The sequence below is a fragment of the Streptomyces sp. NBC_00258 genome (assembly GCF_036182465.1).
GTDB lineage: Bacteria > Actinomycetota > Actinomycetes > Streptomycetales > Streptomycetaceae > Streptomyces.
The window spans coordinates 11,140,013-11,164,847 of record NZ_CP108081.1 but is presented as its reverse complement, the minus strand read 5'-3'; the positions used below and the strand labels follow the sequence as shown (position 1 = coordinate 11,164,847).

At 70.0% G+C, this 24,835-nt stretch carries 19 protein-coding genes; 4 read left to right on the top strand and 15 right to left on the bottom strand.

All coding sequences use genetic code 11. From position 1 onward, the window contains the following. Window positions 1–3 precede the first annotated feature (3 nt). From OG718_RS49460 to solA, 7 genes are all read right to left on the bottom strand, one after another. Complete coding sequence (locus tag OG718_RS49460; protein WP_328847302.1) at window positions 4–1,395, bottom strand: aminotransferase class III-fold pyridoxal phosphate-dependent enzyme; 1,392 nt, start codon at window positions 1,393–1,395, stop codon at window positions 4–6. Then, window positions 1,392–2,255 (bottom strand): ABC transporter permease, encoded by an 864-nt coding sequence (locus OG718_RS49455; RefSeq protein WP_143642241.1) that lies wholly within the window; start codon window positions 2,253–2,255, stop codon window positions 1,392–1,394. Before OG718_RS49455 ends, OG718_RS49460 begins: the two co-directional genes overlap by 4 nt. Then, window positions 2,252–3,184, bottom strand: coding sequence for an ABC transporter permease (locus tag OG718_RS49450; RefSeq protein WP_328847301.1), 933 nt, complete (start codon window positions 3,182–3,184; stop codon window positions 2,252–2,254). The genes OG718_RS49455 and OG718_RS49450 overlap by 4 nt, the downstream gene beginning before the upstream one ends. Before the next feature lies 1 nt (window position 3,185). Next, a complete protein-coding gene (locus OG718_RS49445; protein WP_328847300.1) occupies window positions 3,186–4,331 on the bottom strand; it encodes an ABC transporter ATP-binding protein in 1,146 nt (381 codons plus the stop codon). Continuing rightward, entirely contained in the window at window positions 4,324–5,430 is a 1,107-nt protein-coding gene (locus OG718_RS49440; protein ID WP_143642246.1) for an ABC transporter substrate-binding protein, read from the bottom strand. The genes OG718_RS49445 and OG718_RS49440 overlap by 8 nt, the downstream gene beginning before the upstream one ends. A gap of 85 nt (window positions 5,431–5,515) precedes the next feature. Then, window positions 5,516–6,577 carry a succinylglutamate desuccinylase/aspartoacylase family protein gene (locus OG718_RS49435; protein ID WP_328847299.1) on the bottom strand — a complete coding sequence of 354 codons (1,062 nt, stop codon included), beginning with the start codon at window positions 6,575–6,577 and terminating at the stop codon, window positions 5,516–5,518. A gap of 2 nt (window positions 6,578–6,579) precedes the next feature. Continuing rightward, window positions 6,580–7,719, bottom strand: a complete 1,140-nt coding sequence (gene solA, locus OG718_RS49430; protein WP_328847298.1) for an N-methyl-L-tryptophan oxidase — start codon at window positions 7,717–7,719, stop codon at window positions 6,580–6,582. Between the two features lie 282 nt (window positions 7,720–8,001). On the opposite strand from solA, the gene OG718_RS49425 reads away from it, so the two are divergent. Then, window positions 8,002–8,748, top strand: a complete 747-nt coding sequence (locus OG718_RS49425) for an IclR family transcriptional regulator (protein ID WP_143642252.1) — start codon at window positions 8,002–8,004, stop codon at window positions 8,746–8,748. A gap of 310 nt (window positions 8,749–9,058) precedes the next feature. Then, a complete protein-coding gene (locus OG718_RS49420; protein ID WP_143642254.1) occupies window positions 9,059–9,802 on the top strand; it encodes an IclR family transcriptional regulator in 744 nt (247 codons plus the stop codon). A 221-nt stretch (window positions 9,803–10,023) separates the two neighbouring features. Here OG718_RS49420 and OG718_RS49415 read toward each other — a convergent pair whose 3' ends face one another. The 5 genes from OG718_RS49415 to OG718_RS49395 form a co-directional block, all read right to left on the bottom strand. Further along, complete coding sequence (locus OG718_RS49415; RefSeq protein ID WP_328847297.1) at window positions 10,024–10,347, bottom strand: hypothetical protein; 324 nt, start codon at window positions 10,345–10,347, stop codon at window positions 10,024–10,026. A gap of 70 nt (window positions 10,348–10,417) precedes the next feature. Beyond that, window positions 10,418–12,271 carry an ABC transporter permease subunit gene (locus tag OG718_RS49410; RefSeq protein WP_328847296.1) on the bottom strand — a complete coding sequence of 618 codons (1,854 nt, stop codon included), beginning with the start codon at window positions 12,269–12,271 and terminating at the stop codon, window positions 10,418–10,420. Between the two features lie 5 nt (window positions 12,272–12,276). Further along, window positions 12,277–13,800, bottom strand: a complete 1,524-nt coding sequence (locus OG718_RS49405; protein WP_328847295.1) for an ABC transporter substrate-binding protein — start codon at window positions 13,798–13,800, stop codon at window positions 12,277–12,279. Window positions 13,801–14,142: 342 nt separating this feature from the next. Further along, on the bottom strand, window positions 14,143–14,823 hold the full coding sequence (locus OG718_RS49400) for an SDR family NAD(P)-dependent oxidoreductase (RefSeq protein ID WP_328847294.1): 681 nt from the start codon (window positions 14,821–14,823) through the stop codon (window positions 14,143–14,145). Window positions 14,824–14,928: 105 nt separating this feature from the next. After that, complete coding sequence (locus OG718_RS49395; protein ID WP_328847293.1) at window positions 14,929–15,639, bottom strand: DsbA family oxidoreductase; 711 nt, start codon at window positions 15,637–15,639, stop codon at window positions 14,929–14,931. Window positions 15,640–15,743: 104 nt separating this feature from the next. Here OG718_RS49395 and OG718_RS49390 point away from each other — a divergent pair, with 104 nt between their 5' ends. After that, entirely contained in the window at window positions 15,744–16,163 is a 420-nt protein-coding gene (locus OG718_RS49390; protein WP_143642264.1) for a winged helix-turn-helix transcriptional regulator, read from the top strand. Window positions 16,164–16,420: 257 nt separating this feature from the next. Then, window positions 16,421–19,549 carry a discoidin domain-containing protein gene (locus OG718_RS49385; protein WP_328847292.1) on the top strand — a complete coding sequence of 1,043 codons (3,129 nt, stop codon included), beginning with the start codon at window positions 16,421–16,423 and terminating at the stop codon, window positions 19,547–19,549. Between the two features lie 32 nt (window positions 19,550–19,581). Here the strand turns inward: OG718_RS49385 and OG718_RS49380 are convergent, their stop codons facing one another. The 3 genes from OG718_RS49380 to OG718_RS49370 all read right to left on the bottom strand — a co-directional run bounded on the left by OG718_RS49380 (window position 19,582) and on the right by OG718_RS49370 (window position 24,503). Further along, window positions 19,582–21,255, bottom strand: a complete 1,674-nt coding sequence (locus tag OG718_RS49380) for a hypothetical protein (protein ID WP_328847291.1) — start codon at window positions 21,253–21,255, stop codon at window positions 19,582–19,584. A 187-nt stretch (window positions 21,256–21,442) separates the two neighbouring features. Next, window positions 21,443–23,716, bottom strand: coding sequence for a M4 family metallopeptidase (locus OG718_RS49375; protein ID WP_328847290.1), 2,274 nt, complete (start codon window positions 23,714–23,716; stop codon window positions 21,443–21,445). A gap of 469 nt (window positions 23,717–24,185) precedes the next feature. Further along, window positions 24,186–24,503, bottom strand: coding sequence for a hypothetical protein (locus OG718_RS49370; protein ID WP_143642270.1), 318 nt, complete (start codon window positions 24,501–24,503; stop codon window positions 24,186–24,188). Between the last annotated feature and the right edge of the window lie 332 nt (window positions 24,504–24,835).

Here is a 24,835-nt window from a genome sequence, read left to right as displayed (position 1 = left end):
GGATCAAAGGCGGGCGGATGCCTCGGCGAGGGTGCCGGCGACGATCGCGGCGATACGGTCGAGGAGAGCGCGGTCGCTGATCAGCGGGGGCGCGATCTGGACCAGCGGCGCGGAGCGGTTGTAGACGCGGGCCAGCAGGCCGGCTTCACGCAGTCGGCGCGGGATCAGGCCGACGATCAGATCGGCCCGGGCGCGGTCGCTGAAGCCGCCGCCGTCGAGGTCGCCGACGAGTTCGCAGGAGTAGAAGAACCCGGCGCCGCGGACATCGCCGACGATTCTCAGGTCCGTGAGGGCCGCCATGCGGTTCGCCAGGTTGTCCTGGAGACCGCGGACGTTGTCCAGGATCCGGTCCCGCTCCATGATCTCCAGGTTGCGCAGGGCGATGGCCGCGCTCAGCGGGTGCCCGGCGAAGGTGTAGCCGTGGTTGAGGACCGCGCCGGGCCGGTTGATGACCTCGGCGACCTGGGTGCTCACCAGGGTGGCGCCCATCGGGGCGTATCCGGCGGTGATGCCCTTGGCGACGGTGACCATGTCCGGGCGGGCGCCGTAGAGGTCACCGCCGAACCACTCCCCGACCCGGCCGAAGGCGGTGATCACCTCGTCGGCGACGAGCAGGAAGCCGTACCGGTCGGCCAGCGCCCGCAACCCCTGCCAGTACCCCTGGGGCGGGGTGATGCAGCCGCCCCGGTTCTGCACCGGCTCGGCGATCAGCATGGCGATCGTCTCCGGGCGCTCGGCCAGGATCTCGGCCTCCAACTCGGCCAGCAGGTGCGCGGTGAAGGCGGTGTCGTCGGCGAACTCCGGTGCCAGACCGAAGCGGCTGGTGTTCGACACGAACCGGGTGTCGATCGCCGGCGGACCGTACGGGTCCGTCAAGCCGGGGTCGTCGGTGAGGGACAGGGCCCCGATGGTCAGGCCGTGGTAGGCGCCGCGCCGGGCGATCGCCTTGGTGCGGCCGGGTTCGCCGTTCAGGGCGTGGTGGCGGCGGGCGATCTTCCAGGCGGTCTCCACTGCTTCGGCGCCGCCGCCGCAGAAGAAGGTGTGCTCGATGTCGACGGGGGCGATCCGGGACAGCCGCTCGGCGAGTTCGATCGCCGTCGGGTGCGCGGAGCCGGTCCACAGCGAGCTGTAGCACAGCTCGCGCAGTTGCTTCTCCGCCGCCTCTGCGAACTCGGGGCCGTAGGAGTAGCCGAGCTGGCAGCAGTACAGCCCGGACAGGCCGTCGACGTAGCGCCTGCCGTCGGCGTCCTCGACGTACGGGCCCTCCCCGCACCGGACGACGAAGAGGTCCTCGCCCTCCGGGCCCAGCGAACCGTTGGGGGTCATGTGGAGCAGCAGGTGCCGGGCCGCGGTGGCGGACAGTTCACCGGCCGAAGAGCGGGTGCTGGTGATCATGACGCCTCGCTCCCCGCGGACAGACCCATCCCCGGCTCCGTCGGCAGCAGACCCTCCTGTTTGCCGACGCCCAGTCGGCGCACCGCGGCGACCAGGACCAGCGCCACGACGGCGACCGCGATGAGCAGCGCGCTGACGGCCGTCACCGACGGGTCGACATCGAACTGGAGGACGTTGAACATCTGGACGGGCAGGGTCGTGGTGTCCACCGAGGACAGGAACATGGAGATGAAGAACTCGTCGAAGCTGGTGATGAAGGAGAAGATCGCGGCGGCGATCATCCCGGGCATGGCCAACGGGAGCGTGATGCGCCGGGCGACGGTGAGACGGCCGGCGCCCATGCTGGCCGCCGCGTCCTCCAGCCGTTCGTCGATGCCCTGCAGCGTGGCCATGAGGATCATCACGGCGATCGGCGAGGCCAGCACGGTGTGGCCCAGCGCGAGGGCGATCGGACTGCCGAGCATCGAGGCCGGCTCGAAGAGAAGAAACAGGCCAAGGGCGATGACGACCTGCGGGATCACCAGGGGCGCCAGGACCAGGCCGTAGACGGCCGAGCGCAGCGGCAGCTTGCTGCGCACCAGGGCGGTCGCCGCGGTCATGCCCAGGACGAGCGAGAACACGGTGGTCAGCGAAGCGACCAGGGCACTCAGGGAGAGCGCGGCCGGCCACTTGCTGCCGTCGGCGAACAGCTGCTCGTACCAGCCGAGCGTCCAGGAGTCCGGCGGGAAGGACCCGAACGCGTCGCTGCCGAAGGAGGTCACGACGATGAGGACGATCGGCAGGGCGAGGAAGAGCAGCACCAGCGTGGACAGAACCGTCAGGACGATCCGCCCCGTCAGTGTGGAACGCAGCGCGATCATGACGTACCCCTGTTCTTCGCTGCCTCGCCGACGACCTTGATCAGCCGCAGCAGGAGCAGCCCCACGAAGGTGAGGAGCAGCAGGATGATGCCGAGCGCGGCGGCGCCGTTCCACTGGCTCTGCTTCATCACCTGCTCGCTGATGAGCGAGGCGACCATGGTCTGCTTCGGGCCACCCATCAGGGCAGGAGTGAGGTAGTAGCCAAGGCAGAGGATGAAACACAGGATGCCCGCGTTGATCAGGCCGGGAGCGACCATCGGCAGGTAGACCCGGCGGAAGATCGTCAGCCGTCCCGCGCCCATGCTCGCCGCGGCGGCCGGCAGTCGGCGGTCGATGCCCTTCATGACCGCGTACAGCAGCAGGACGGTGTACGGCAGCATCACCGAGGTGGTGCCGATGACCACGCCGAGTTCGTTGTAGAGCATCTGGAACGGAGCACCCGGGACGTCCAGGTCCGTCAGAGCGTTGTTGATGACACCGTGTTCACCGAGCAGGATGATCCAGCCGTAGGTGCGCACCAGGGCGCTGATGAAGTGCGGCACGATGACGATGATCATCACCAAGCCTGCCCACATCGGCTTGAGCCGGGAGACGGCGGCAGCCAGCATGAAGCCGATGGCCAGGCTGAGCAGCGAGGTCTCGGCGGAGATCCGCAGAGTGGTGAGGAGGACCTTCAGGTTGGAGCCCTGGAGGGCGTTCGCGTACCAGTGCAGCGTCCAGCCACCGTCCTCGCTCTTGAGGCTGAGGAGCAGGGTGCTGAAGATCGGGTAGACGAACAGCACCAGCAGATAGACGACCACGGGGGCGGCGTTGAGCAGCCCGAAGCGGGTGCGGCGCTCGGACAGCGCGCGGCGCAGTCGTCCCTGGGAGGCCGCGGGGGCCTTGGGACCCGGGGCAGGAGGCGCGGGGGCGAGAACGGATCCGGCCATGTCACCCACCTCCTTCCACCGCGAACACGCTGACGTCGTCGGGGTCGGCGGTCAGGCTGGCCTGTTCGCCGATGACCGGGGCCTGTCCGGCCGGGAGTTCCAGCCGTACGAGGCCGGTGGCGGCGTCGCCCGCCGGGCGGACGGTGACGCGGACGAGGGTTCCCACATAGGTGACCGTCTCGACGGTCCCGGTACAGAACCCGTCGCCCGGCGTACACAGCCGGAGCCGGCCCGGCTGCACCGCGGCCCGTACCTGGGCTCCCTCCGCTCCCCCCTGCGAGCGGGCGTTGAGCAGGCCTCCCGTGTCCAGCCGTACGAGGGTCTGCTCGGACGTCTGCTGCTGGACGGTGCCGGGGAGGAAGTTGGCCGCGCCGAGGAAGTCGGCGACGAACGGAGTGCGCGGGCGCTCGAAGAGCTCGCGCGGGGTGTCGAACTGGTCGATCAGTCCGTCCCGCATCACCGCGATACGGTCGGACAGGACCAAGGCCTCCTCCTGGTCGTGCGTCACGTAGATGACGGTCAGGCCGAGTTCCTGCTGGATGCGCTTGATCTCGGTCTGTAGCTGGTCGCGCAGCTTCTTGTCGAGCGCGCCGAGCGGCTCGTCCATGAGGATGACCGGCGGCCGGTAGACCAGCGCCCGGCAGAGCGCGACACGCTGTTGCTGGCCGCCGGACAGCTCGCGGGGCCGGCGGCGGGCCATGGCCGAGAGTCCGGCAATCTCCAGGGTCTCGCCGACCCGGCGGCGCAGCTCCGCCTTGGGCACACCGCGCAGTTGGAGCGGGAAGGCGACGTTCTCCCAGACCGTCATGTGCGGGAAGAGCAGGTACTGCTGGAAGACGAAGCCGAGGCCGCGTTTCTGCGGGGCGAGGCGGGTCACGTCACGGCCGCCGACGACGATGCTGCCGGAGTCGGGCTCGCAGAACCCGGCGATCATCATCAGGGTGGTGGTCTTGCCGGAGCCGGAGGACCCCAGGAAGGTGACGAACTCGCCGCCCGCGATCTCCATCGAGACCGTGTCGACAGCGGTCACGCCGCTGTACGTCTTGCGCAGGTCCGTGACGGAGAGGGGTTTTCCGGTACCGGTCCCCGGCTGCGGGGAGACCGCCGGGGACGAAGCGTGCTGGGACTTCAGGTTCAGCTCAGGCATTGACCCACTCCTGCCAGCGCTTGGACACGGCCGCCTCGTTCTTGATCCACCACTCGACGTCCAGGTCGAACCCGGACTTCAGGTGCTCGGGCGAGCTGGCCAGGTTGTCGGTGGCGGCCGAGGAGAGCTTCTTGTAGGCGGCGGGCACCACCGGGGCCATCGGATAGACCTCGGCGTAGGCGGCCTGGATGTCGGGCCGCAGTGCGAAGTCGACGAGCTGGTAGGCGGCATCGAGGTTCGCGGCCCCCTTGGGGATGCAGAAGCCGTTGCTCTGCCGACGGGCTCCGTTCCACTGGTACGCGAGCGGCGCGCCCCCCTTGATCAGGGCGTCGAGGCGGCCGTGCCAGACGCTGGTGGCGACGACCTCCTTGCGGCCGAGCAGCACACCGGGGAGGGCACCGGTGTCCCAGAACTTGCGGACGGATCCCTGGATGTTGTCGAGGGACTTGAAAGCGCGCTCGACATCGAGCGGGTACAGCTTGTCCGGGGGAACGCCGTCGGCGAGGAGGGCGAACTCCAGCTCGGGCAGGTCGGCGTCCCGGGCCTGGAGAGCACGGCTGCCGGGGAACGCCTTGGTGTCCCAGAAGTCGGCCCAGCTCTCGGGCTTCTTGCCGTCGAAGGAGTCGGTGCGGTACGCCATGACGCTGGCCCAGTAGTTCTTGCCGATGCCGTGGGTCATCATCAGGGAGTCGGCGATGCCCGTGTTCTTGGCGCTCTTCAACCGGTCGTAGTCGAGCGCCTCGGTCGCGTCCTCGTCCTTGAAGCGCACCACGTCGGCCATCGAGGTGTCGATCACATCGAACTGCGGGCGGCCCTGCTTGATCTGAGCGAGCAGCTGCGCGTACGCGATGTTCACCACCTTGATCTGGATGCCGGTCTCCTTGGTGAACGCGTCGTAGACCGCCTTCTGGTTGGCCTCGCCATACGTGCCACCGCTGTTGCGCACGACGAGTGTCTTGGAGCTCTTGCCGCTGCCGGCGGTCGTGCTGCGGCTGCTTCCGGTGCCACAGGCACTCAGGGCGGACGCGGCGGCGAGACCCGCCGTGACTCCGCCGACTCCGCGCAGGAACAGCCGGCGGTCTATCCGGGCGTCTCTCATGGTGTGCCTCCTGGGGGTGGTGCTGCTGGGAAGGGGGGCAGGGGGTGTGGGGCGCTGCGGGCGGGGGGCACTACGGGCGGGGGCGCTACGGGCGGGGGGCCGCCTCGTCGGATCCGTGGCCCGCGCCGGGGGTTCGGAGGGTGTCGGGGCTCGGAGCCGTGTCGGGGTCCCACGGCACGGCGAGGGCGGCGAGTTCGGCGCCGGGGGCGACGGTGAGACCGTGCATGCCGTAGAAGACGCGTCCACCGGCCGGTGCGTGGACCGTGTGCTCCGTGCCGTCGGCCGGGTCGACGATGCGGCCCAGGAGGTCACCCTCGGCTACTTCGCCGATGACGTCGGCGTCGAAGGAGAACTCCGGGTACCACAGGCCAGTGGCCTCGGCGGTGACGCCGGCAGACCAGACCCACTCGCGGATCGGGGCCGGGGCGGAGCCGTTCTGGTCGAGGACGCCCAGGTGGCGCAGTGCCGTGAGGAGCCCGTCGACGCGGCGGATGGCCGTGGGTTCGTCCCGCTGCCCGAGTGAGCCCACCTCGACCAGTACCGCCGAGATGCCCCGGCGGGCGGCGGCCGCGTGGCTGTTGCCGCCGTCGGCCTTCAGTCCGAGGATGACGTCCTCGATGCCGAAGGAGCCTGCCAGTTCGGCCGTGGCCTTGTCGAGGTCCGGGTCACCGGTGAGGCGGTAGCCGACGAAGTCGCTCAGAACCTGGTCGATGCCGCCGCAGTGCAGGTCGATGTAGACGTCGGCGCCGTCGACGAGATGGGCGAAGAGCCAGGCGGCCAACCGCTCGGTGGGGCCGCCGGCCGGGTCGCCGGGGAAGACGCGGTTGAGGTTCACGCCGTCGACCGGGGAGATGTTGAGCCGGCCCTGGTACACGGCGGGCGGGTTGGCGACGGGGCAGATGATCACCTGTCCGCGCACCTCGCGGGGGTCCAGTGCGTCGGCCAGTCGTACGACGGCGTCGATGGGCGTGAACTCGCCGCCGTGCACGCCCGCGGTGATGACGACCCGGGGGCCGGGGCGGGAGCCGTTGACCAGCGTCAGCGGAATGTCCGCGGTGAGGGTGCCGAGGTCGGCCTGGAGAGTGCCGCGGGCCTTGGTGCCGGGCTGGGCCTCAAGGGAGCCCACGGACAGGGTGGTGTCGTTCATGGTCATGCCTCCGTACGGCCGACGGTGGAGATGAAGTCGATGGGCTGGGGCGAGGAGCCGTCCAGCGCCAGGTCGGCGGCGATGTCGCCGAAGGCGGGCGAGAGCTTGAAGCCGTGGCCGGAGAAGCCGGCGAGCAGGATCACGTTCTCGGCACCGGGCAGGGGGCCGACCAGGGGGCGGCTGCTCTCGGTGTAGCCCTCCATGTAGACGGAGAGCCGGGTCGGGTCCGGGTGCAGGTCCGGCACGTGACGCCCGATCAACTCGGAGAAGATCTCCAGCTCTTCCGGCCGCACCGTCCGGTCCAGCTGGTTCGGGTCGCCCGCCGGCTGGTGCAGGGCGCGGGACAGGCCGAGCTTGACCGAGATGCCGTCCGGGGAGGGCAGGCCGTAGCAGTGGGTGGGCGCGGTCCGGATGAACGCCGGGCGCTCCTCGCCGAACCAGGCCTCGGGCGTGGTGGGCACGTACCAGGCGCTGACGAGGCGGCGGACGTCCACCTCCCACGGCAGGTCGGGCAGCAGGTCGTTGATCCACGGTCCGGGGGTGACGACGGCGGTGTCGAAGCGCTCGCTGCCGGAGTCGGTGCGGATCTCGACGCCGCCCGCGACGGGGACGATCTCGCGGACCGTGCTGTAGCGGTGGATCACCGCGCCCAGCTGCTCGGCGCGGCGGGCGGCGGTCTGGATGGTCAGCTCCGGGCGGATGAACCCGGCGCGGCGGTCGAGCACGGCCGCGTCGCCGTCCTCGGTGCGGTACTGGGGGAATCGTTTCGCCAGAAGCTCGGCATCCAGCACCTCGTGGTCGAGGTCGTGCTCCGCGATGGACTCCAGGACGGTGGCCATCTGGTGGTGCCCGGTCGGCCCCATCAGCAGACACCCGGTCAGCCGTCGCAGCTCGCGGCCGGTCTCCTGCTGCAGCTGCTCCCACAGGGCGTCCGCGTGCTTGAGCAGCGGGACGTAGCGGGAGTCCTCGAAGTGCGCGCTGCGGAAGATCCTGGTCTCGCCCCCGCCGGCACCGCGGTCGTGGCCGGGGGCGAACCGGTCGTACCCGACAACCTCGGCGCCCCGGGCCGCCAGCCGCCAGGCGGCCTGGCTGCCCATCGTTCCGACGCCGACGACGGCGACGCGCTTCCTGGCAGCTGACACAGGACTTTCCTTTCGTATCGTCGGGGCGCATGCTGAGCGCCCGACATGAGGCTGATCGATTCGAGTCGGTTTGGACGGGGGCCGGGCCCCTTCTTCGGGCCCTCGGCTCACAGCCGCCGTGTCTCGCGGTGCCGGCCACTTCTTCGGGATCCATCCGCTGGGCCGTGCCACATTGTGGAACGCTGTGCTAGAATCTGGCACGAGAATGACAGCGGCTCGGAGGGGAGTCAAGAGGGTGTTCATCAGAAGTTCCGAGGATTAACGGGGGGAAATCGGATGGAAATGAAGAGCGTGACCAGATCGCTGCGCATCCTGGAGGCGGTCGCCCAGCATCAGCCGGTCACCGTCGGGGAGTTGACGAAGCTCTTCGGCCTGCCGAAGTCGACCGTGCAGCGCACCCTGGTCACCCTGGCCGAGTCGGGCTGGCTGCGCGCGAACCGCAGGGACACCACGCGCTGGGAGATCGGCGCCCGGGTGCTGGCCGTACGACCCGCGGCCCTCCAGGGCTCCAGCCTGTTCGCCGCCGCCCGCGAACCCATGATCCGACTCCGGGACACGGTCAACGAGACCATCCATCTCTCGGTACCCGACGCACTGCACAGCATGGTCGTCGTCGACCGCCTCGACTGCGACCACCCCGTACGGACCTTCCACACCATCGGCGACACCTCACCGCTGCACGCCACCGCCGTGGGGCGCGCGATCCTCGCCCAGCTTCCGAATCGGGACGTCGAGGAACTCGTCGCTCAGGGCCTGGAGCGCTTCAGCGACACGACCCCCGCCGACCCCGACGAACTGCGCGCCGAGCTCGACCGGATCCGCACCCACGGCTACGCGGTTAACCGGAATCAGTACCGGCCGGGCGTCTGCGCCCTCGCCGCACCCGTGCTCGACGAAAGCGGGACACCGCTGGCCGCCGTGGCGGTCTCGATGCCCGACTCCCGGTACGACGCGGACCGGGAGTCCGAGTGGGGCGGCCACGTCGCCGGCACGGCGAAGGAGATCAGCGGACGCCTACTGGGCGGCTGACGGAAGGCGGCGGCCCAAAAGGGCCCCGGACCGGCGAGGGCCGGCTTGCGCGCGTCGGAGCGTGCGGGCCTGCCCTCGCCGCATGCCAGGGGATGCGCAGGCCCAGGGCTGCCACCCGGCACGGCGGGGCGGGGCCGCTCCCGCCGTCCACGGCCGCGAAGGTCATGGCGGCTCCGGCCGGCCCCCGACGCCATGCCATATCGTGGAACGCCATGCTAGAATCCGGCATGAATTATGCCCGCGGCTCCGGGGAGGGAGTCACACGGTGGGCACGACGAAGCCACGCGACTGTCGGGGGCCCCGGATGGAAATGAAGAGCGTGACCAGATCGCTGCGCATTCTGGAGGCAGTCGCCCAGCATCAGCCGGTCACCGTCGGGGAGTTGACGAAGCTCTTCGGCCTGCCCAAGTCGACCGTGCAGCGCACCCTGGTCACCCTCAACGAGGCGGGTTGGCTCAGGGCCAACCGCAGGGACACCACACGCTGGGAGATCGGCGCCCGCATCCTCGCCGTACGACCCGCCGCTCTCCAGGGCTCCAGCCTGTTCGCCGCCGCCCGCGAACCCATGATCCGACTCCGGGACACGGTCAACGAGACCATCCATCTCTCGGTACCCGACGCACTGCACAGCATGGTCGTCGTCGACCGCGTCGACTGCGACCACGCCGTTCGGACCTTCCACCCGATCGGCGACACCTCACCGCTGCACGCCACGGCCACCGGGCACGCGATCCTCGCCCAGCTCCCGAATCCCGAGGTCGACGAGTTCGCCACGGGCACGTTCGAGGGGTACGGCGACGAGACCATCACCGACCCCCAGGAGCTGCGCACGGAGCTCCAGCGGGTCAGAGAGCGTGGCTACGCCGTCAACCACAACCAGTACCTCCAGGGGATCTGCGCCATCGCGGCACCCGTCCTGGACGGTGACGGCGTCCCGCTGGCCGCCGTGGCCATCTCGCTGCCCGACTCCCGCTTCGAACCCGGCCGGCTCGACGAGCTGGGGCGGCTGGTGACCGAGACAGCAACGGAGATCACCGCCCGCCACCTGCGCTGAGGGCGGCTCCGCCGTGATGTTTTCCGCGGCCCTGCAAGAGGGCCGCCGGCCTCCGGGCCCGGCATGGCTGTTCCCCCTGTCGAACCACACCGCGCGGGTGCCGGCCAACGGCGGCAAACTCATCATGCGCCAGCCCGAGTTGGGGCGTCATGAGGTCACGCGAGCCCATGCTGACCGGCACCCTGGACGCTACGGCTGCAGACCGTGCGTCTGGATCCGATTCAACAAGTCAGAGGTCCGACCATCGCCCCTCGGTGGTTGCGGAGCTTGGAACCGAACCGAGTTGTTGCGTGTGGTTGCGCTCCGACTGCCGCGGCTTGCTGCGGCACCCCTTCCCGTGCCAGCACGGTCGTCGGCAGACGGCTGCAGCTGATCGCCCGGCCGGCGGCCTGGGGCAGATGCTCGGCCACGGCCTTGCCGGTGAGAGCGTCACCGGCGATCTCCATGGTGCGGCCGGCGTAGCGATCGGATGAGCCGAAGACCGCGGCGAAATTGCGGCCGACGTCGCGTACCGCGATGAACTGTACGGCCTGGTCGGGGTGCATCAGGAAGGACAGGTGCCCTCGGGCGAGTGCCCGCCCGCTGGAACGGGACGCTGACGCTCTACAGCCACGGCTACTTTCCGGGTGCCCGAGGGCGGCCAGGTGACGAACCGGGTCGAGACCGGACGGCGGGGAGCCGGCGTCGTTCGGTTCCGCGCCCGGGGGTGTGGCGTCGGGTTCCGCGTCGTCCCAACGCCGTGCCGGACACGGCCAGGACTGAGAGGAGGACGAGGGCGCAGGCCGGGCCGAGTACGGTCCAGGGGGCCAGTTCCACGTACGGCTGGTTCTCCGACAGGAGACGGCCCCATTCCGGAGTGGGCGGCTGCTCGCCCAGACCGAGAAAGCCGAGGGAGGCCAGTACGAGGACCGCGGTGGGCAGCCGGAGCAGGGCGTTGCGCAGGACCGAGGGCAGGACCGCGGGCAGCAGGTGGTGGCGCAGCAGGTATCGCTGGCCGGCGCCGAACGAGATCGAGGCGAGCATGTGACCGCTCGCGCGTTCCTGTTCGAGCAGTGCAGCGGTCTGGGCGGCGTACGGGGTCCATCCGACCAGGCACACGGCGCACGCGGCGCCCCAGACCGACGGCCCGGTCACGGCGGTCGTCAGGAGTCCGGCGAGGACGGCCGGCAGCGTCGCCGCCACTTCGGTCAGGCCCGCGCCCACCTGTGCGGCCATGCCGAGCAGCAGCCCGATGAGGGTGCTGGCCGCCGACACCGCGAGGGCCACGCCCGCAGTACGCGCCGCCCCGTGCCCCAGCCGGGCCAGCAGATCGCGACCGAGCGCGTCGGTGCCCAGCGGGTGCGCGGTGGAGGGAGGCAGCAGTCGCGCCGCTGTGTCCACGTGCAGGGGGTCACGCAGCAGCCCGCTCACGACCAGAGCGAGCAGGGCGACGGCACAGAATCCGGCCACCCAGAGTGTGGCGCGCTGTCGCGGGAGGGCCGGCGGGTGCAGGGCGGGCAGGGCGCCGTCCCGCAGGGCGGGGCCGAGGAGTGCGTGACGCAGGGCCTGGATGAGCAGTCCGGCGGCGATGCCGAGGAGGACGAGGACCAGGGTCGTGGTCTGCAACGGCGGGAGATCCTGGGCCACCGCGGAGTCCAGGGCGAGCCGGCCGAGCCCTGGGATGTTGAAGATCTTCTCCACCGCGACCGCACCGCCGACCAGGGCCACGACGGTCGGCAGGAGCTGCGGGAGCACACCGGCCAGTGTGCGGCGCAGTGCGTGCCGCGCGATGTGGCCGGTCGAGAAGCCGAAGGCGTGCCAGGTCCGCGCCCAAGGCTCGTTGAAGGCCGCGGGCAGTGACTGGTCGAGCAGACCGCCGATCATCGCCCCGGACGGTATGCCGAGGGCGAGCGCGGGCAGCACCATGGCCTGTGGCCCCTCCCAGCCGCTGGAGGGGAACCAGCCCAGCCACACGCCGCACACGGTGGCGAGCAGTGAGGCGAGCAGGAACTTGGGCAGAGCGGCGAGGACCGCGGCCCCGGTGCCTGCCCGTGCCTGTCGCAGCCGTCGCCGGGATCCGAGATGCAGGGTACGGGCGCAGACGAGCGCGGCCACCGCGATCGTAACCACGAGTGCGCCGAGCATCAGCGTGAAGGAGACCGCGAACGCGGACGTGACCTCGGGCAGGACCGGTTCGCCCGACACCCAGGACGTGCCCGCCTCCCCGCGCGGCAGTCCGCCCAGCCAGTGCACCAGATGTGCGAACGGTCCTTCGTCGAGGCTCAGTTGCTCACGTATGGCGGCCAGTTGCCCGGGGGTCGGGTCCTGGTCGGCGGAGCGGGCCCGCAGGACGGTCAGCGCGGGGTCCGTCCCGGACAGCCAGGGCAGCAGGGCCACGGCCGTCAGCAGCGCGGTACCGGCGGCGACGCGGGCGACCCCCGCGCGCCACCGGACCGGGCGGGTGTCCGCACCGCCCGATGTGACGCTCACGGCCGCTACTTCACACGCGTGTCGACGTCGACCAGGGAGCGCTCGCGGGGGTCGAGGAGGACGCCCTCGACCTCCGTGCTGATCCCCTGCACGACCTTCTCGTGGACCAGCGGCACGACGGCGTCGGTGCGCAGGATCTCCGCCTCGGCCCGCATGACCTTCTTCTGCCGCTGGGCCGTGTCCGCCTCCTCGGCGGCGGACTTGATGGCCCGGTCGACCTCGGGGTCCTTGAGTCCTGGGATGTTGTAGACGCCGTTGCTGGTGTAGTCGCTCGCCAGATAGGCGACCGCGTCGCCGGTGTCGAGCAGGGTCACGCGGGAGAAGACGAGGGCGTCGTACCTGCCCGCGAGGAGGTCGGTCTCCATCTGCGTGTACTCGCGTACGTCCTGCTTCACCGTGAACCCGGCCTTCTCCAGCTGCTGCTGCAGTACGGTCGCGGCTTCGGGGAGTTCGGCGCGGTTGGTGTAGGTGGCCAGGCGCAGGGTCCTGTCCTTGGTCTTCGATTTGACCTGTGCGGTGGTCGCAGCTTCGGCGCGGCCGGTCACCGCGACACGGTTGTCGGCGGACCAGGGGACGGCGGGCCCGAACAGGCCCTGAGCGGGGTCGGCGTATCCGCCGAAGACCGAGTCGACGAGGGCGGAACCGTCCACGGCCTCGCGGGCGGCAGCGCGCAGCGCGGGGTCGGTGAAGAGGCCGCTGCGGGTGTTGAGGACCAGGCTGTCGGTCCGGACGGAGGGCACGTCGTGGCGGGTGTCCTTGGCCAGCAGCTTCGCCTGGGCGGTGGGTATCCACTCGGCGATGTCGACGTCCTTGCCGCGCAGGGCGTTGGCGCGGGCGGTGCCGTCGGCGATCCAGGTGACGTCGATACCGGTCGCCTTGGCCTTGCCGCCCCAGTAGTCGTCGTAGCGGTCGACCGAGACCTTGGTCTTCCCGGTGAGCTTTGTGATCTCGAAGGGACCGGTGCCGGTGCCGACCGGGCTGACGGTGCCGTTCTTCGCGTACGCCTTCGGGGCGAGGATGCCGAGCGCGGGGCTGGCCAGCCGCAGGGGGAGCACCGGGTCGGCCGTCTTCGTACTGATCGTGACAGTGTCGGCGTCCTCCGCCGTGGCCGTCAGGGTCACGTCACTGAGGACGCGAGGCTTGGGCCTGGCCTCGCCGGCGTGTTCGAGCGCGTTGACGACGGACTCGGCGGTGACGGCGGTGCCGTCCTGGAACGTGGCCTTGCGGAGCTCGAAGGTCCAGGTGGTGGGGTTCTTCGAGGTCCAGGACTTCGCCAGGGCGGGCGTGGCGGCCCCGTCCTGGTTCAGCGCCGTGAGGCCTTCGGCCACGGCGAGCTTGCTGAGCACGGTGGCGTCGTTGCTGTACGGGGACAGTGCCTGCACCGGTGGCACCGCGAGGGCCACCCTCAGCCGACCGCCCGATCCCGCTTCGCCGCCTGTGTCCGAGCCACCTTCGCCGGACACGAAGCAGCCAGCCAGCAGCGGGGTGAGAGCGAGGGCCGCGAAGAGGCCGCGGGAGGTGGTTCGCATGGCAGGTCCTGTCGTGCGGAAGAGGTGGTCACTCCTCGGCACGCAGGGACGGCAGCGAGGGCTGCGTCAGCATATAAGGCAAGCCTTACCAAACTCTCATCCGGGTGGATGAAGTCTCAACCACTGAGACCGTTCCCCTGAGAAGCCGCACGTCACCAGCCCGGCGAGCACTCCAGGACCCTGTCCAGCGTTCTGGCCCCGTCAGCGCCAAGGACCGCCTTCCCCTGGCCTCTGGACGACGGCGACCAAGCCCGGAAGGCCGACGATTCCAGCCAAGGACAGCAGGAGCGTCAGTCAGGCGAAGAGTCAGACCCCGAGCGGTGCCATCACCAATCCTCACTGTCAGGCGTTGAAGACGGCCTCGGAGCGGTCGCGGTTCTCGTGCAGGTCCCAGTACAGGGGGGCGATCTGCTCGGGCGTGGCCGTCGGGCTGCCTTCCGGGCCGCCCCCGCCGATCCAGACGTTGATCACCACGTGGGCGGCGTGCACGCCGCTGCCGGCCAGTTCCTTGTTCAGGTTGATCGCCCAGTTGCGCAAAGCCGCTTGGGCCGCGTTGGCGTTGCCGAACATCGGCACCGGGTCCACGGAACCGCCGCCGGTGGTGAACAGCAGGGTCCCGGCGCCCGCCTTGCGCATCGCGGGCAGTACCGTCCGGGCCGCCGTGATGGCGCCGTAGAAGCCGTACTCGATCATCGGCTGCAGATTGTCCACCGTGACCTCCGAGGGAACGGCCAGGGTGAGGCCGGGCACCGGGGAGTGCGGGGCAGGCGAATACTCCAGTACGTCGATGCCGCCGAAGCGGGCCTTGGCCGCGTCCAGGGCATCGGTCAGTGAGGCGCGGTCGAGGATGTCGGCGGGAAACGCGGCTGCCGTGATGCCTTCCTGGCCGAGCTGGGCGACCAGCGTTTCCAGCTTCTCCTTGGTACGGGCGATCAGGGCGACGTCGAAGCCGCGGCTGCCGAAGGTGCGGGCTATGGCCAGGCCCATGCCGGGGCCGGCGCCGACGATGGCGAGAGTGGGCACGGTGAGATCTCTTTCGTGTTGTGATTCGTGTTGTGACCGCCGGGACATGCGGAGATCGGATGCCCGGCCGGCGTGTGGATCGGGCGTGTGGATCGGGCGCGTGGATCAGGCCTGGGCGTCGGGAACGGCGCAGCCGTCCGGGCCGCAGATCGCCGCGTCGTTGTCGGCATCGAGAACGGTCGGGTGGGTCTCGTCCCAGACCTGGCACAGGATGCCGAGCAGGGTGTCGGTGTCCTGCGCTCCTGCAACGGCGTACCGGTCGTCGATGACGGTGAAGGGGGCGCCGCTCGCCCCGAGTTGCCGCGCCTGGTGCGCGTCTTCCTGTACCTGACGGCGGTAGCGCCGGTCGGCGAGTACCTGGCGGGTCCGGTCGCGGTCCAGGCCGAGATCGTCGGAGAACCCAAGCAGGTCGTCGAGCGTGAAGATCGACTCGGCCTTGCCGAAGTAGGCGCGGAAGATCATGTTCCAGGCCTCGCCGTTCCTGCCTTCGGCGGAGGCGTGGGCCAGGAACTCGTGGGCCAGGTCGGTGTTCCCGACTCGGTTGTCCAGGACCCGGTAGGGGGCCAGGCCCTCGGCGGCGGCCATGCCATCGATATCCGGTACGCCGGCCTGCCCGGGGATGACGCCGTACTTGGCCGACAAAAATTCGCGGACGCTGAGCGTGCGGTCCTCGGGGAGGCCACTGCCCAGAGGGAACGAGCGGTGGACGACCTCTACGTGGCCGCTGTGCTCGAATCGCTCCACGGCCCGATCCAACCGATGGCTGCCCAGACCGCACCAGGGGCAGGCGATCTCGGACCAGATCTGCACCTGCATGATCTCCTCCAATTCCTACTGTTTGTTCGTAACGCCACTATGAGCCAGTATTGAAGGCCGTACAAAAGGCACATGGGTGTGCGCGACGGAGAGGAACGGGCGCTATGCAGGACAGTGCGGGTACCGGGATGGCGGCTTCGGTCGGGCCGTGCGCGAGCATCCCCGCCGATCACATGGACTTCATCCGCCAGGTGCTCGACCGGGTGGGCGACAAGTGGAGCATGTTGATCATCGCCGTCCTGGAGGGCGGCCCGATGCGCTACACCGACTTGCAGCGCCAGATCCCGGGCATCTCCCAGCGCATGCTGACCCACACCCTGCGCCACCTCACAGAGGACGGGTTGATCAGCCGTACCGCCTACGCCGAGGTGCCACCGCGCGTCGAGTACGCGCTCGTCCCGCTCGGCGGCGGCCTGAACGAGATCGTCAAGCAGCTGATCGGCTGGGCGGCCGACCACCACGACGAGATCCGCGCCAACCGTTCCCGTTCCGGCACCACCGCCTCCTCCGCGCCCCGGTCCTGAAGGCGTCACGCTTCGCACTCGCATGCACGAGTAGTTCTGAGAGATCACGGACCCTCACCGGACAAATGTTCCACTGTGGTCTGCAGTGTTCCGGCGGCGGTCGCGATGAGGTCTTGCCGCCGTTCATGTACGTCGCCCCCGTCGGTAGTTGGCCGAACGCGGTGAGCGCCGCAAGGGACTCCGAGAGTCTTGACGTGCGGACGGGGCGACCACAGAATGACCGCACGCTCTGACAACGTTGTCGAAAGGTTGCGTCCATGCCGCAGCACGCCGTGGGGTTCACACGCCGTCGAGCCATGCAACTCCTCGGCGCTTCCGGCATCGTGACCGGCCTCCCGCTCGCTCTGGGTTCGGGCCGGGCCTCCGCCGCGACAACCGCTGCCGCCCCAGGAGGGGACCCGGTCTCCGACACGTACTACCGCGTCCTGCTCTCCCACACCCGGTGGTCGGAACAGCAATGGAACCCGGCCCAAGGCCACTACACGGACAAGGACTTCGGCTTTGCCGTCGTACTCGGCAACGCCGTCCTGCTGACCCGGGGCCCGTACGACGCCGAGCGTGCCGGAGTCGACAAGGACACCCTGCGCGCCAGGACCGTCGCCACCGTGAAGCACTTCGCGGCATCCAACCGGCTGACCGGCGGCACCCAGTGGGGGCGAAAGCTGTTCTGGGACACCACGTTCCAGTCGTACTTCGTGCTCGCGGCCCGCCTGTTGTGGGACGACCTCGACGAGGCGACGCGCCGGAACGTGGACACCATCGCCCGCGAACAGGCGCAGTTCACCACGCAGTTGGGCACGGGCGACGATCCCGACTCCGGTGACTGGACCCCTCATGGCCTGACCGGGGGATTCGAAGGCGACACCAAGCTGGAGGAGATGGGCGTCTATACCCAGTCACTGGCTCCAGGGCTGGCCTGGGCGAGCGACGATCCGCGGCACGACGCATGGCGCGCCGCCTTCGGCCGGTGGAGCCGCAACGAGGCGGGACTGCCGGCCGCCGACCTCGCCAACCCGGCCCGCGTGGACGGGGTCGCCGTCAGCGCGAACACCGCGCAGAACCTCTATGACACGTTCATCGTCGAGAATCACGGTTCGTTCGGCCCGCACTATCAGGAAGAACTCTGGCGTACCTCGGGACGCAACAGTGCCCACTTCCTCGCCGCGGGCCGCGCCCTGCCCGAGGTGTTCACGGCACAACCGAACGCCGGGCCGTTGTGGCACACCCTGCTCGGCGTGATGAGCGACGCCGGAGAGCCCCTGATGCCGATGGTCGCCGATCGAGAGCACCTCTACGGGCGGGACGTCATTCCGCTCGCCTTCCTGGCCCAGGTCGTCGGCGACCGTGCGGCGGCCCGCTGTGAAGTGGCCCTGGCCGAGCGCCTGGAGGCGTACCAGGAGTACCCGCCGCAGTACCGCCTGGCGAAGTTCTCGGGCGAGTCCAAGTACGAGCCGGAGGCCCGGGCCGAACTGGCCATCAGCTACCTGCTGCACGAGTGGCGGTCCCGGTCGGGGCAGGCACCCGTGCGTCCCCTGTCACAGCGCGAGCTCTTCGAGCGGGCGAGCGGCGTCACCGACTACGGCCCGGGTCCCGGCCTCGTCTCCCATCAGTCACCGGGCGCGTGGTCCGGTGCCGTCAGCAAGTCCGGCTTCGTGAAGTTCGCCTGGCAACCGGCCCACGACGACTGGCTGTTCGCACTCAGCGGTACGACACCGATGTTCCTGCCGAGCACCCGCGCCAAGGTCACCGGGCGTTCGGTCCTCACGTACTCGCGGCCGCGGGACGGGTTCGACGGCAGCGCGACCCTGCTCACGCTGGACAGCGGATACGCGGGGTTCACCACGTTGCCGTCCGGTGCCGTCGTGTACGCGACCTCCGGAACGGCGTACGGCGAGGGCCACTTGGAGGTGCGCAACCTGACCATGCCCGGGATGCCGGGGCTGGACGGGAAGCGCACCTATCGGGCGGCCGAGGGAAGCACAACGGTCGCGGCCGGGAGCGGTGCCACCACGTCCGCCGGCCCACGCGTCGACGAACTCACCTTTCCGCGTGCCCGGTTCCGTCATCTGCGCATGCTCGGGGTGCGCCCCGACCCGTCGTACGGCTATTCGCTGTACGCCTTCGAGATACGTGACGGAGCCTCGGGCCCCGACCTGGCGCGCGAGGCCGGGTCGACGGCCTCCGCCTCCTCCTTCGACCCGGGCAGGGAGCCCAGGCTCGCCGTCGACGGTGACGCCGCAAGCCGCTGGGCGGTGTCGCGCGCGGACCGTCCACGGGCGGACAGCTGGATCGCGGTCGACCTGGGCGCGTCCCGGGACGTGGACCGGGTGACGCTTCGCTGGGAGGCCGCGGCGGGCCGTGCGTACCGGATGCAGGGATCGGTCGACGGGCAGCAGTGGACCGAACTGGGCGCCTGGCCGCGACCGGACCTCACCAGCCGCGGCGGATGGCTGGACATCGACGGCCGCGCGGGGCTTCTCGTGCGAGGCGGCGCCAACCCGATCTCGGTGTACGGCGACACGGTCGTCCTCTCCGACGGACCGGCCGCGAGCGTGCTGGTCGAGGCACTCCCCGGCGCATCGCCCGAGGAACTGCGTACCGCGGCCGCCCGCAAGACCCCCTCGACGCAGTCCGCACAGGTGAAGGCAGCCCTCACGGACCACTACCTGAGCCTGTTCAACCTTTCGTCGGACTCCGTGACCACCACCGTGACGATCCCGGGTTCGGGTGCCGGGGGAATCCGCCTTTACCAAGGCGTTCAGACCGTCACCGAATCGGGCACGGCCTTCCACGCCGAACTGCCCGCCGCCTCTGCCGCCCTGGCGCCTGCGCGCATCGTCCTCTCCGGCGGCCGCATTCCTGTCGGGCTCCGCGCCGAGGTGCGTGACGGCCGCACCGTACGACTCACCGGCCCCTCCTGCCGCGTCACCGTCTCGGCGCAGGGCAAGAGCGTCGACGCCACGGTCCGGGCGGGTCGCACGACCACCGTCACCGTGCCGCGCGCCACGGCGTACCCCCTCGCCGACCTGGCACTCGGCCGCACCACCTTCCCGACCGCACCACTGCCACCCGGTATGACGGACCCCAGGGCCGCGGTCGACGGTGACGCGGGCACCGCATGGTCGCCCGGTCCCGACGGTCGCATGGTCGTCGACCTGGGTGCCGAACAGCAGATCACCGAGATCCGGACCCAGTGGCGAGGAGGCCATGCCCCGGCGTCCCAGGTCGAGTTCAGCCTGGACGGCCGCACGTACAGCGGCGCGGCGCGGCTGTCGGCGCGTGGTGTCCTGCGCACCGACCGCACCGCCCGCTACGTGGCACTACGGGTCATCACATCGGCCGCACGCCCTGCCTCACTCGTCGCCCTCACTGTTGTCCAGGAGTGACCGGCCCCGCTGAGGGATCGGGTCGGTGAACTTCAGCAACACCCCTCGCCGGCACCGCCGTTGACCGCTTTGAGGCGGCAGAAGCAGGACGCCTCGACCGGTACGTCCGCCAACGCCGTGGCGATCTTCAGTTGTTGGGCCACGATCCGCGCCTCCCCCGCCCTGCCCAGACGGACGAGGCACTCGTGGAAGCCGTGCAGGGCCCAGACGTTGCCGGGGTGCTGCAGGGCGCGAGGCAGCGTGTCGTCCAGGCCCAGGTCGGCCCGGTAGACGGCTTCGGCCTCCGCGACGCGGCCCTGTTCGAGGAGGAGGGCGCCGTACGCGTGGCGGGTGGGCTGCATCCAGCCCCACGGCTCGTCGTAGGGAAGGTTGTCGTCCAGTTCGATGGACCGTTCCAGGGCGGCGAAGGCGGCCTCGTGGTTGCCCTTGCGGTATTCCAGTTCGCCGTCGAGCATCGCCGAGGCGATCGCGAGGATGTCGGCGCAGGTGTTGTTGAACAGCATCCGCGTCTCCGGAACCCGGGTGACCGCCTCGCGGAACAGTTCGCGCTCGGCCTCGGCCGCGCCGATCCGGCCGGTGGCCGAGAACGCGACCCCGCGGGCGTAGTGGAGCATCGCGGTCGTCGCGCAGTACAGCTTCGGGTCGGCGGGCAGCGGCAGTTCCACGATGTCGGACCAGCGGCCGAACCGGATCAGTGCATGGACCCGCATGGCGAGGAAGGCTTCGAGCCAGTCCGCCATGGGCGGGCTCTGCACTCGCAACAGGTCCTCCGGGATGGAGGCTTCGAGTTGGGCGGCGGTCTCCAGGGCGGTCTTCGACTGGCCGAGGAACATCGCGCCGTAGATCTTGAAGTGGTAGTTGTGCGACCGGTACAGGGTGTAGAAGTTCATGGCCCCGGCCCTCGCGCGGTACTTCTCGTCGGCGACGATGGCCGTGCTGTTGTCGGACACCACGCGCCGGTAGTCGCCGCAGAGCACGTCCAGGTGTGTGGGCATGTGCTGCAGGTGCCCCGCGTCGGGGACCAGGCCGCGCAGCCGGTCCGCGACGGGCAGCGCGGTCTCGGGGGCCGAGGACATCTCCATGAGGTGGATGTACATGTGCAGGATGCCCGGATGGCGCGCCCCCGCCTCGGTGTCGATCGCCCGTTCCAGGACCGCCTTCGCGTCGAGCGTCCGCGCGCCCTCGGCCGGCTCGCCGGTGCGCAGGTCCCACAGCTGCCAGGGGGTGAGGTTCATCAGCGCGTCGGCGTAGAGCGTGGCGATGTCGAGGTCGTCGGGTGCGAGTTCGTACACGGCCCGCATGCTGTCGGCGTAGGGCTCGTTCCACACCGAGCAGTCCTCGACCGCCTCCGCCTGCGGATAGCGGGCCCTCAGCGCGCCGATCAGCGCCTGTTCGACGGGGGTGGCGCCGGCCGCCTTCTCCTGCGCGAGCTCGACGGCGGCGTGGGTGCGGTCGACGGTACGGGCCAGGTCCTCGCCGTCGAAGAACTCCCAGGGCTTGTTGTAGTTGGGGCCCAGGGCGTAGGCGATGCCCCAGTGGGCCATGGCGCAGTCGGGATCCGCCGCCACGGCCGCCTCGAAGCAGGAGACGGCTTCCTCGTGATGGAAGGCGTACGACCAGACCAGGCCGCGGTCGAACCATTTCTGAGCCTCGGGGGACGATGTCGTCACGGGCCGGCTGTGGGTGCCGAGATCGTAGTGGTCCATCGGTCCGCCTCTCCTGTGCTGCCTCCGTGGCCGGAGCCCCGAGGAACATCTCTACCACCGAGGCTAGAGGCGAGAGCGGACACGCCACAGCAAGAGCGGGCGACCGGAACATGGGACTGGAAGGTACGACGCGAACGCCCGCCCGGACCATGGCGCGGTCCGGGCGGGCGTGAGAGCGGGCAGTGGGTCAGGGAGTGATCCTCCACTGCTGGATGTAGCCGACGTCGATCGACGCCACGTCACGGACCCGCAGCTTCCAGGTGCCGTCGACCGGCTGCGCCGAGGCGTCCACGACGAAGGTCTGGTTCACGTTGTCCGCCGAACCGCCGCTCCGGTTCAGCAGCGAGTACACCGTCCCGTCGGGGCCGATCAGATCGACCGTCAGGTCACCCCGGTAGGTGTGCACGATGTTGACGTACACCTCCGTGGCCGCCGAGGCGTTGCCCGGGCGGCCCGTGATGGTGACGGGCGACTCGACCGCGGCACCGAGGTCGGGGATGTCGACCCGGGTGGAGTTGCCGTAGACGTACGCCACCCGCCATTCGAAGGTGTCCGACACGGTCGCACCCGTGCTGTCGGTCACCGTCACGGTGACGTCACTGGTGCCGGTCGTGGTCGGGACGCCGGTGATCAGCCCGCTGTCGCTCGCGGTCAGGCCGTCGGGCAGGCCGGTGACCTCGTAGGTCAGCGTCGCGTCCGCGTTGGTCGTGTAGGCGTCGATCTGCAGGGACACCTCCTGGCCGACACCGGAGGTCTGGTCGTCGATCGGGGCGACGTTGACGCCCAGCGCTATGCGGTCGCCGACGTTGATGCCCGCCCAGGCGGCGGCGACGGCGAGGTAGGTGTCGCTGTAGGCACCGAAGAGGTCACCCGCGGCCTGCAGGGTCGCGACCCTGGCGCCCGCGTAGTTGGTCGAGGACGTCATGTACGTGGTCAGCGCCCGGTACCAGATCCGGGCCGCGTTCTCGATGCCGATGCCCGCGACCGGGACGCCGTCGGCGGTGGGGCTGTCGTAGTTCACCCCGTTGACGGTCTTCGCTCCGCTGCCCTCGGACAGCAGGTAGAAGAAGTGGTTCGCAGGACCGGAGGAGTAGTGGACGTCGATGCTGCCCAGCGAGGCGTCCCAGTTGTCGCGGGACGAGCCGTCCTTGGAGGGCTTGTCCATGTACCGCAGCGGCGTGCCGTTGCCGTTGATGTCGATCTTCTCGCCGACCAGGTAGTCGGGGACGTCGGCGTCCAGACCGGCGTCGAACTCCACCGCCGCGGCGAAGATGTCGGAGGTCGCCTCGTTCAGGCCGCCCGACTCCCCCGAGTACGTCAGGTTGGCGGTGGCGCTGGTGACACCGTGGGTCATCTCGTGGGCCGCCACGTCCAGCGAGGTCAGCGGCTTGGCGTTGCCCGCCCCGTCGCCGTACGTCATGCAGAAGCAGGAGTCCTGCCAGAACGCGTTCACGTAGTTGTTGCCGTAGTGGGCGCGGCTGTAGGCGGCGACTCCGTCGTTGCGGATGCCGTTGCGGCCGTAAACGTCCTTGTAGTAGTCCCAGGTCGCGGCTGCCCCGAAGGCGACGTCCACACCGGCGGTCTGCCGGTTGCCCGGGGTGCCGTCGCCCCAGACATCGTTGTCATCCGTGAAGAGTGTGCCCGTCCCGGAGGTTCCCTGGTTCAGGTCGTACGTGCGCTGTCCCGCGCGATCCCCGTCGACCATCTGGTACGACGAACCGGACGCCGTGGTGCCGATCGGAACAGAGCCGTTGTACTGGCCCGTGCCCGTGCCGGTGTGCACGCTCTCGTACTTCGAGGCGACCTTGCCGGAGGCCGCGTCGGTGACGACGTGCAGTTCGCTGGGTGTGCCGTCCTCCTGGAACCCCTCGACGACGGATTCCCAGGCCAGGGTCGGCTTGGACCCGGCGGCGGCCCAGACGACGAGCCGGGGCTTGCCCTCGACCTCGGACCGCTCCACGTCGGCCGCCTTGCCGATCGCGAGCGCCTTGGTGGCGGCACGGCTCGCGGTGATCTTCGGCGTGGTGGTGGGCACCGCGATGGTGGCGCGGGTGGCCTTGGACGTGGTGGTCCGGCCGTTCTTCAGGTGCAGCACCAGGTCGCCGCCGAGGACCGGGAGTCCCGCGTAGGTGCGCTCGTACCGGGTGTGGGTCGTACCGTCGGCGTCCTTGATGACGTCCTTGACGACGAGCTTCTCCCGCGAGCCGAGGCCGAGTTGCTCGGCCGTGTCGCCGGCGGTGGCGGTCGCGCTCTTGAGGAGCGAGGCGCGCTTGGCGGGCGACAGTTCGGTCTGGGCCGCACCGGCGCGTGGCGTGGCGGTGATCTTCGAAGAACCGGGATCCGCCGGTGCGGCGGATACGGGTCCGGCCTGGACTCCGAGAACGAGCAGCGAGCTCGCGGTCGTGAGGGCCAGGGCCGCGGCGCGTCTGCGCCGGTGGGTGGAACGGTGATACCCGGACAAGGTCTTCTCCTCCTGCGACAGCCGGCCCCTGGTGAGGGCCGGCGGCGAGCGGACCGACTGGGTGCAGCCGGTCCGGAATGGGGGGTAGAGCGGGAAGGAGCGCCGCACGAGCCGACACGCGCCGGCGTCCGAGGACGCGACGACGCGTGCGACGTGAGGGTGCGGGGATGTACGAGTGGGGGACGTGGGAGGTGTGAGAGGTGCGATGATGTGAACGAACAGTGAATGTTCCACAGCAGAGTGACACCACTCGCACAGGGTTGTCATGGAAGTGACAAGACAACGGCTTGAATTGACCATTGTTTGCTGTGAGTTCATCACCGTCGACGGACACTTTCAGCCGTTGCGCGAGGGCTGATCCACTCGGCGCAGGGCAATCGCCGGCCCGGCCTTCGGCGCATGGTCGGTCTTCGGCGTCAGTGCGGTCTTCGGCGCGGGTACCTGCCCGGCTGTGGAGGGCTGTGCCTTCTCAGAACTCGCTGTCGATTCCGGTCACGACCGCCTGCCCCAGCGGGGCGTCGTCCTCGGTGAATCCGCTGTCGCGCAGAGCCTTCGACACCAGCCCCACCGCCTCGCTCTCGGCGCTGGAGCGGTCCGCCGCCTCGACCTCGATCCTGGCCGAGAACATGCCACCCTCCTCGACGGTCAGCAGGCTCAGTTCCTCGCTCTCGCCCAGGTCCGTGTTCTGCGGATCACGAGGCCGGAGCCTGTCCTCGATGTCGGAGCGCGCGGCGTCGGAGACGCTGCGGACGAACGTGCCGGGAACGGTGATGACGTACGTGGTCACTGGAACTCCTTACGAGGATGTCCGGTCCGTCGGGGGCTTCACGAACCGGGCGGACAGACGGCATGAACGAACAGACGGCATGACCCGTGCGCCCGGCTCGCGTGCAGTGCTCCCGACTCCCATGTACTCCACGTTCCCCGCCATCGGCCAGGAATGCGAACCGCCGGCCCGGCTGACGCCCCGAGCAGTGGTTCGATACGGAACGCCGTTTGAGTATGCGTACTCATGAAACGGGACACGGGCTCCGGCAGGCTCCCCGCATGAACGACTCGGCAAGATCGCGAGGGCAGGGGCCTTCGTCTCGCCACCCGGCTTGGCCCGCCGCTGTACCG

Coding starts and splice junctions, on each gene's coding strand:
- OG718_RS49415 (WP_328847297.1), bottom strand. CDS start 10,347: ATGCACCCCGACCAGGCCGTACAGTTCATCGCGGTACGCGACGTCGGC.
- OG718_RS49450 (WP_328847301.1), bottom strand. CDS start 3,184: ATGGCCGGATCCGTTCTCGCCCCCGCGCCTCCTGCCCCGGGTCCCAAG.
- OG718_RS49455 (WP_143642241.1), bottom strand. CDS start 2,255: ATGATCGCGCTGCGTTCCACACTGACGGGGCGGATCGTCCTGACGGTT.
- OG718_RS49445 (WP_328847300.1), bottom strand. CDS start 4,331: ATGCCTGAGCTGAACCTGAAGTCCCAGCACGCTTCGTCCCCGGCGGTC.
- OG718_RS49460 (WP_328847302.1), bottom strand. CDS start 1,395: ATGATCACCAGCACCCGCTCTTCGGCCGGTGAACTGTCCGCCACCGCG.
- OG718_RS49380 (WP_328847291.1), bottom strand. CDS start 21,255: ATGGACCACTACGATCTCGGCACCCACAGCCGGCCCGTGACGACATCG.
- OG718_RS49435 (WP_328847299.1), bottom strand. CDS start 6,577: ATGAACGACACCACCCTGTCCGTGGGCTCCCTTGAGGCCCAGCCCGGC.
- OG718_RS49440 (WP_143642246.1), bottom strand. CDS start 5,430: ATGAGAGACGCCCGGATAGACCGCCGGCTGTTCCTGCGCGGAGTCGGC.
- OG718_RS49405 (WP_328847295.1), bottom strand. CDS start 13,800: ATGCGAACCACCTCCCGCGGCCTCTTCGCGGCCCTCGCTCTCACCCCG.
- OG718_RS49385 (WP_328847292.1), top strand. CDS start 16,421: ATGCCGCAGCACGCCGTGGGGTTCACACGCCGTCGAGCCATGCAACTC.
- OG718_RS49420 (WP_143642254.1), top strand. CDS start 9,059: ATGAAGAGCGTGACCAGATCGCTGCGCATTCTGGAGGCAGTCGCCCAG.
- OG718_RS49390 (WP_143642264.1), top strand. CDS start 15,744: ATGCAGGACAGTGCGGGTACCGGGATGGCGGCTTCGGTCGGGCCGTGC.
- OG718_RS49425 (WP_143642252.1), top strand. CDS start 8,002: ATGAAGAGCGTGACCAGATCGCTGCGCATCCTGGAGGCGGTCGCCCAG.
- OG718_RS49395 (WP_328847293.1), bottom strand. CDS start 15,639: ATGCAGGTGCAGATCTGGTCCGAGATCGCCTGCCCCTGGTGCGGTCTG.